Genomic DNA, 6,795 nt, shown 5'->3' on the forward strand with positions numbered 1-6,795 from the left:
GGCGCGCGAAGCGCGAACCCGGAAGCTCGTAACGAAATGCCCTGTCAGATGAGCTCGAGATTCCGGACTCGCCGCTGGCGCAGCGCCCCGGAATGACGTGCTCCGGACTAGCTCGGCGGCTGGATGAATACCTTCCACTCGATCGCCGGGCCCGGCTGGCCCCGGAAAAAGCGTTGCGTGGTCATCACCAGCTTCTCGGCCTTGGGTGCATTCTGGGCCATCCAGGCCTCGCAGGATGCGATCCTGTTGTCTGTGGTGTCGCACACCCCGACGAAGCCGTCGCGCTTCAGCTCCTCCAGCGAGATCAGGCCTGATCCCCAGGTCTCGTCCGCCGTGTAGGGCACCGTGAACGGCCGCGGGTGATCGGGGCTGTAGAACGTTATCGGCGTGTTCATTTCCGAGTAGCCGGCCACCGCCGGCCAGGCCGAACCAAACCGGCCACGCCAGACCTCGGTCAGCTCGCGGGCCAATTGCGACCGCGCGCCATAGCCCGTCGTGCCGTTCGGGCTGGCCTTCATCTCGCGCAAAGCGATCGAGGGCGAGGCGACCAGGGTGATCAGCGAGAGCACGAGCCAGAGCGTCGCCAGTCGCGCCAAGGCGGCCTTCCGGACCCGCAAGCGCGGGATCGCGACCAGCGCCAGCGGCACCAGGAAGAACAGCGAGATACCCCAATCGGTCTTCATGTAGATCGTGAAAGCGAGCGCACCGAGCGGCGGCCCGATCGCAACGATCGCCTGCACCATCCAGACGTTTAGCGCCTGGCTCGGATTGACACCGGGATTGGGTCCCAGCTTCCAGATCCGGAAAGCCCAGCGCGGCGGCCACGCCAGGACCAGCAGCGCGAGCACGATCGGCAGCGCGAGCAGCGCCAGATTATGCCCGGCATAGCCGAGCACCAGCTGCGCGACCCTGCCGCGGTCGGAGAGCGTGTAGACGTCGCCGGCATAGGTCAGCGGCACGAAATCGACATCCCACAGCCAGATGAGATGCGGGATCATCGCAATCAGCAGCGTCGCGATGCCGACCCAGGGGGCGGGCGAAGCCAAGAATCTCAGCCTCTCGGGATGGATCAGCGCTGCCAGCCCGATCGCACCGATCATGGTCAGCACCCAGTATTTCGTCATCAGGGCGGCTGCGCCGGCAAGACCGAGCCAGATGCCCGAAACCACGCTCCGCTTCTCGAACGCGTTGAGATAGGCCAGCATCACGAGCGGCAGCGTGACCAGCTGCAGCAGGTCCGGATTGTATTTGAAGCCCTTGAAATTGAAGATCGGATAGAGCGCGAGCATGACGACGACGAAAAAGGCTCGCCGCCGGTCGACCACCTTCAGGCTGATGAACCAGCAGATGACGAGGCCGATGCTCACCGTGGTCATGGCGAGCGCGTAAGTCGCCCAATCCTTGGCTGGAAAGACCATGAACCAGAGGCCGGCGATCCAGCCCGACAGCGGCGGATGCTTGCCATAGCCGAGCTGGAACTTGGTGCCCCAGGCATAGGCTTCCGCGACATCCATATGGATGTCCTGCGCTGCCTTCAGATTGGTCAGGATCACGGTCCAGAGCACCGCGTGCAGAATTGCAAGCGTCACCACCAACCAGAGGCCGGTTGCGGGATCGCTGGCGCGCGCTGCCACCCAGGCGGACAGCCGCGCGATCGGGGAGCGGCCACGCGCGCGCGCCGTGGCAGGGAGAAAAGACGTGCTCGACATGGCCTTGTCCGTAGCGCGTTTCGAAGACCAGTGAAATCAGCTTGCCGTGAAGAAAGCCCCTGGAAATTCAGCAATATGGTTGCTGCTTTGGGGCCTGAATGCTATTGGCGCGGCCCATGACGACCGTCCCCATTCCCAACATCCGCAACTTCTCCATCGTCGCCCATATCGACCATGGAAAATCGACCTTGGCCGACCGCCTGATCCAGATGACGGGCGGCCTGTCGGATCGCGAAATGGCGGGCAAGGAGCAGGTGCTCGATTCGATGGATATCGAGCGCGAGCGCGGCATTACCATCAAGGCGCAGACGGTGCGCCTGCAATACCGCGCCAAGGACGGCAAGGATTACATCTTCAACCTGATGGATACGCCCGGCCATGTCGACTTCGCCTATGAAGTCTCGCGGTCGCTGGCGGCCTGTGAGGGCTCGCTGCTGGTGGTCGACGCCAGCCAGGGCGTCGAGGCGCAGACCCTCGCCAATGTCTATCAGGCGCTCGACAACAACCACGAGATCGTTCCGGTCCTCAACAAGATCGACCTGCCCGCTGCCGAGCCCGACAAGGTCAAGCAGCAGATTGAGGACGTAATCGGCATCGACGCCTCCGACGCGGTGATGATCTCGGCCAAGACAGGTCTCGGGATCCCTGACGTCCTGGAGGCGATCGTCACCCGGCTGCCGCCGCCGAAGGGCGATCGCGATGCGACCCTGAAGGCCCTGCTGGTCGACAGCTGGTACGACGTCTATCTCGGCGTCGTCGTTTTGGTGCGCATCGTCGACGGCGTGATGAAGAAGGGCCAACGCATCCGCATGATGGGCACATCAGCGGCCTATGATGTCGAGCGCGTCGGCTTTTTCACCCCGAAGATGCAACAGGTCGAGGAGCTCGGCCCCGGCGAGATCGGCTTCATCACCGCCGCCATCAAGGAAGTCGCCGACACCCGGGTCGGCGACACCATCACCGATGACCGCAAGCCGGTCGCGGAGATGCTGCCGGGCTTCAAGCCGGCCGTGCCGGTGGTGTTCTGCGGCCTGTTCCCGGTCGATGCCGACGATTTCGAAACCCTGCGCGCGGCGATGGGCAAGCTCCGCCTCAACGACGCCAGCTTCTCCTTCGAGATGGAGACCTCGGCCGCACTCGGCTTCGGCTTCCGCTGCGGATTCCTGGGGTTGTTGCATCTGGAGATCATCCAGGAGCGGCTGAGCCGCGAATTCGATCTCAACCTGATCGCGACGGCACCGAGCGTCATCTACAAGATGAAGCTGACGGATGGTTCGGAGATCGAGATCCACAATCCCGTCGACATGCCCGACGTCGTCAAGATCGCCGAGATAGAGGAGCCCTGGATCGAGGCGACGATTCTGACCCCGGACGAGTATCTCGGCAGCGTCCTGAAGCTTTGCCAAGACCGCCGCGGCAATCAGAAGGAGCTCACCTACGTCGGCAGCCGTGCCATGGTGAAATACGACCTGCCGCTCAACGAGGTGGTGTTCGATTTCTACGACCGGCTGAAATCGGTCTCCAAGGGCTACGCCTCGTTCGACTATCACCTGACCGACTACAAACCGGCTGATCTGGTGAAGATGCAGATCCTGGTCAACAACGAGCCGGTCGACGCGCTATCGATGCTGGTGCACCGGACCCGCGCGGAGGGGCGCGGCCGCGCTATGGTCGAGAAGATGAAGGAGCTGATCCCGCCGCACATGTTCCAGATCCCGATCCAGGCGGCGATCGGCGGCAAGGTGATCGCGCGCGAGACCGTGCGCGCGCTGCGCAAGGACGTCACCGCGAAGTGCTATGGCGGCGACATTACGCGCAAAAGAAAACTTCTGGAGAAGCAGAAGGAAGGCAAGAAGAAGATGCGGCAGTTCGGCAAGGTCGACATCCCGCAGGAAGCCTTCATCGCCGCGCTCAAGGTCGACAGCTGATCGATCCCCGCAGTTGCGGCTCCCCCTGACGGACACGATCTTCTGCATCCGTGCGGCCCTGGCGCCTGGCTCGATTTGGTAGCGCCGGCCGTTTTCCGATCCTTCGCCTGATTCGGCCTCACCTTGCGTTGAACCTCCGTCTGGAGAACGGAGCGGAGTATGGTTGCGGCTGCGCTGGATCTGATGCTGCGCGAGGCAGCCCAACATTACAATTCCGGCCGGCCTGATTCGGCCGACACGCTGTGCGGCGAAATCCTGGAGCTGAGACCGAACTATCTTCCCGCGCTCCATCTGGCCGCGGTTCTCGCATTGTCCGCGGGACGCATCGCCCAGGGGACGGACCTGCTTGGACGCGTGTTCAGCCTCGATCCAGACCATGTGCCCGCACTGGTGACGCTGGGCGATGCGCTTGCGGTGCAGGGTCAGCGCGATGGCGCGGTGGCGGCGTTCCGACGCGCTGTCATGCTCCGCCCGCTGGATGTTGCGCTTCAAGCCAAGCTTGGTGCTGCCCTGGTCGACGCGGCGCGATTCGCCGAGGCGGCTTCGACCTATCAGGCTGCGCTCGCGCGCGATCCCACCCAGGTGCAGATGCGCTTCAACCTTGCCGTCTGTCTTGCTGCTGATGGCCGTCTCGCCGAGGCAGAGCAAGCCTATCGGACCGTGGTTGCGCGCGATCCAGCCCACAAGGCCGCCTGGCTCAGACTCGGCAATCTGCTTGCCGACCGTTACGACGTGGATGCAGCGATCGCAATCTGCCATGAAGGTCTGAGCGCCAATCCGAATGAGCCGAGCCTCCATGTCGCGATGGCCGCTTGCCTCTATCGTTGCGGCAGGCGGGACGATGCGATCGGCCACTATCGCAAGGTGACCGAGCTCGCGCCGGAGGATGCAGCGACGCTCCGAAAGCTGGGCCTGCTCTTGCACGAGGCGGGCCGCACGAAGGATGCGGTCGAGATCTATCGGCGATGCGCCGCCCTCAATTCCACCGACGCGGAGATCCACAACCATCTTTGCGTCTGCCTGACCGAGCTCGGGCAACTCGATGGGGCACGCGCGTCCGCCGAACGCGCGCTGCAGATCAACCCTGGCTACGCCAAGGCGTACAACAATCTCGGCATCGTGCTCAAACGTCAGGACAAGATCGAGGCTGCGATTGCTTGCCATCGGCACGCGATCGCCGCCGATCCTGACGATGCCGACGGCTATGCCAACCTCGCAGTGGCGCTGCATCAGAAGGGTGAGCTCGATGAGGCACTGACAGCTGCCCGTCACGCAGTCTCGCGCGCGCCGGAGCACCCGCTCGTCCACGCCAACCTCGCCGGCCTCCTTCACGGCAGGGGTGATCTCGATGGCGCGCTCGCCGCATCGCATCGTGCCGTCGCGCTCGCGCCGGAGAACCCGATTCTTCACACCAATCTGGCCGGACTGCTGCACAGCAAGGGAGACATCGATGCGGCGCTCGCGACGTCGCGTCACGCCGTTGCGCTCGGACCGGAGCACCCGCTGGTCCGCTACAATCATTCACATCTGCTGCTGTTGTGCGGCGATCTCCAGAACGGCTTCGCGGACTATCGGTGGCGGAGCAGATGCGCCGAACATTCCGTCTCGGTCACGGGGCCGGAATGGCAGGGCGAGCCATTTGCCGGCCGAACGCTGCTGATCTTCGCGGAACAGGGACTCGGAGACACCCTGCAATTCATCCGCTATCTGCCGATGGTTGCCGCAAAGGGCGGAGCGATCGTGCTGCAGGTTCAGCCGCCGCTGGTGCCACTGCTCCGCGCGTTGCCAGACGTCACGGTCGTTGCGCAAGGCGCACCGCTGCCGCCGGTCGACCTTCAGGTGGCACTGATGGATCTGGCCCACGTGTTCCGCACCACGCTCGACTCCATCCCGGCTGATACCCCGTTTCTGAAGGCTGACCCAGACCAGGTGGAGACGTGGCGGCGCGCCGTCGGTGACGTCACCGGCCTGAAGGTCGGTGTGGTCTGGGCCGGAAGCACCGTGCACAAGAGCGACCGTTACCGTTCGCTTGCCGCACAGGCGCTGCTGCCGCGTCTGGTGATGCCGGGCGTGCAGCTCTACAGTTTGCAGAAGGAGCCGCGCTCTGCGGATCTGCCGGTTCTGGCTGCGCTCGGGTCCGCCGTCATCGATCTTGCGCCGGGGCTCAACGACTTTTCCGACACGGCTGCTGCCGTGGCCGCGCTCGACCTCGTGATCTCAGTCGATACGTCGCTAGCACATCTGGCGGGCGCCATGGGCCGACCGGCCTGGGTGCTCTTGCCCTATGCGCAGGATTGGCGCTGGCTGCGCCACCGTGAGGATAGCCCCTGGTATCGCAGCCTGCGACTGTTCCGACAGAAGCGGCCGCTGATCTGGGACGACGTCCTGCCGCGCGTCACCGCAGAGCTCCAGCGCCTGGCGACCACGCCAAACGCCGAGAGCTGAATTTCAGTAAGTTTCGAAAGATCGAGAACCATCGATAAAGACTTTTCTGCAATTTTCTCGAAAATGCTTTTTTCACCACCATTTCGGATTGTGTGATGATTCAGCTTCGGTCGATTTCGGCACGTTTGATCCTGGCCATCGCACTCACGGTCGCCTCCGCCTGCGCGGTGCTCGGGACCTTTTCCGTTCTGCAGCAGCGTTCATTGACCAAATTGGCCCTCGAGCAGCAACTCAAGCTGCAATATGACAGCATCATCGCCGCGATCGACTATGAGGGGCGCGCCGCGCTCGCGGTCTCCTCGACCATTGCAGGGCTTCCGCCGGTTGCCGACGCGGTCGCCAAGGGCGACCGTGACGGGCTGCAGGCGCTCTTGGTCGGCGCCCAGAAAGCGCTCAATGACCAGGGCATTCCGCTGATCACTTTCCAGACCCCGCCGGCGCTCGTATTCGCCCGGATCCATGCGCCCAAGACCTTCGGCGACGACATCTCGGGCCGGCGCAAAACGGTGGTCGAAGCCCTCAAGACCGGCAAGCAGATCGTCGGCGTCGAGCCGGGGCGCGAAGCGCTGAGCATCTTCGGCATGACGCCGGTCATGCGCGACGGCAAGTACTTCGCCAATGTCGATGTCGGCGCCGCCTTCGGCAAGGAATTCGTCGATCGCGCCAAAGCGCGCTTCGGCATCGATCTCGCCGTGCACTCCTTCGACGGCACC

At 63.8% G+C, this 6,795-nt stretch carries 4 protein-coding genes; 3 read left to right on the plus strand and 1 reads right to left on the minus strand.

Annotated elements, in window-relative coordinates; all coding sequences use genetic code 11:
* Positions 1 to 107 precede the first annotated feature (107 nt).
* On the minus strand, positions 108 to 1,709 hold the full coding sequence (locus BRAS3843_RS00690; RefSeq protein WP_008966749.1) for a glycosyltransferase family 39 protein: 1,602 nt from the start codon (positions 1,707 to 1,709) through the stop codon (positions 108 to 110).
* Between the two features lie 116 nt (positions 1,710 to 1,825).
* Here BRAS3843_RS00690 and lepA point away from each other — a divergent pair, with 116 nt between their 5' ends.
* The 3 genes from lepA to BRAS3843_RS00705 all read left to right on the plus strand — a co-directional run.
* On the plus strand, positions 1,826 to 3,637 hold the full coding sequence (gene lepA / locus BRAS3843_RS00695) for a translation elongation factor 4 (protein ID WP_008966750.1): 1,812 nt from the start codon (positions 1,826 to 1,828) through the stop codon (positions 3,635 to 3,637).
* 159 nt (positions 3,638 to 3,796) lie between these two features.
* Positions 3,797 to 6,082, plus strand: a complete 2,286-nt coding sequence (locus BRAS3843_RS38720; RefSeq protein ID WP_008966751.1) for a tetratricopeptide repeat protein — start codon at positions 3,797 to 3,799, stop codon at positions 6,080 to 6,082.
* A gap of 95 nt (positions 6,083 to 6,177) precedes the next feature.
* Positions 6,178 to 6,795: cache domain-containing protein (locus tag BRAS3843_RS00705; RefSeq protein ID WP_035980473.1), on the plus strand; the 618-nt coding region annotated here is incomplete at its 3' end.

Origin of the sequence: Bradyrhizobium sp. STM 3843 (assembly GCF_000239815.1) — a bacterium.
Lineage (GTDB): Bacteria > Pseudomonadota > Alphaproteobacteria > Rhizobiales > Xanthobacteraceae > Bradyrhizobium.

Excerpts from the sequence above, each read along its gene's own strand:
- BRAS3843_RS00690 (WP_008966749.1), bottom strand. The coding sequence starts at position 1,709 with ATGTCGAGCACGTCTTTTCTCCCTGCCACGGCGCGCGCGCGTGGCCGC.
- lepA (WP_008966750.1), top strand. The coding sequence starts at position 1,826 with ATGACGACCGTCCCCATTCCCAACATCCGCAACTTCTCCATCGTCGCC.
- BRAS3843_RS38720 (WP_008966751.1), top strand. The coding sequence starts at position 3,797 with ATGGTTGCGGCTGCGCTGGATCTGATGCTGCGCGAGGCAGCCCAACAT.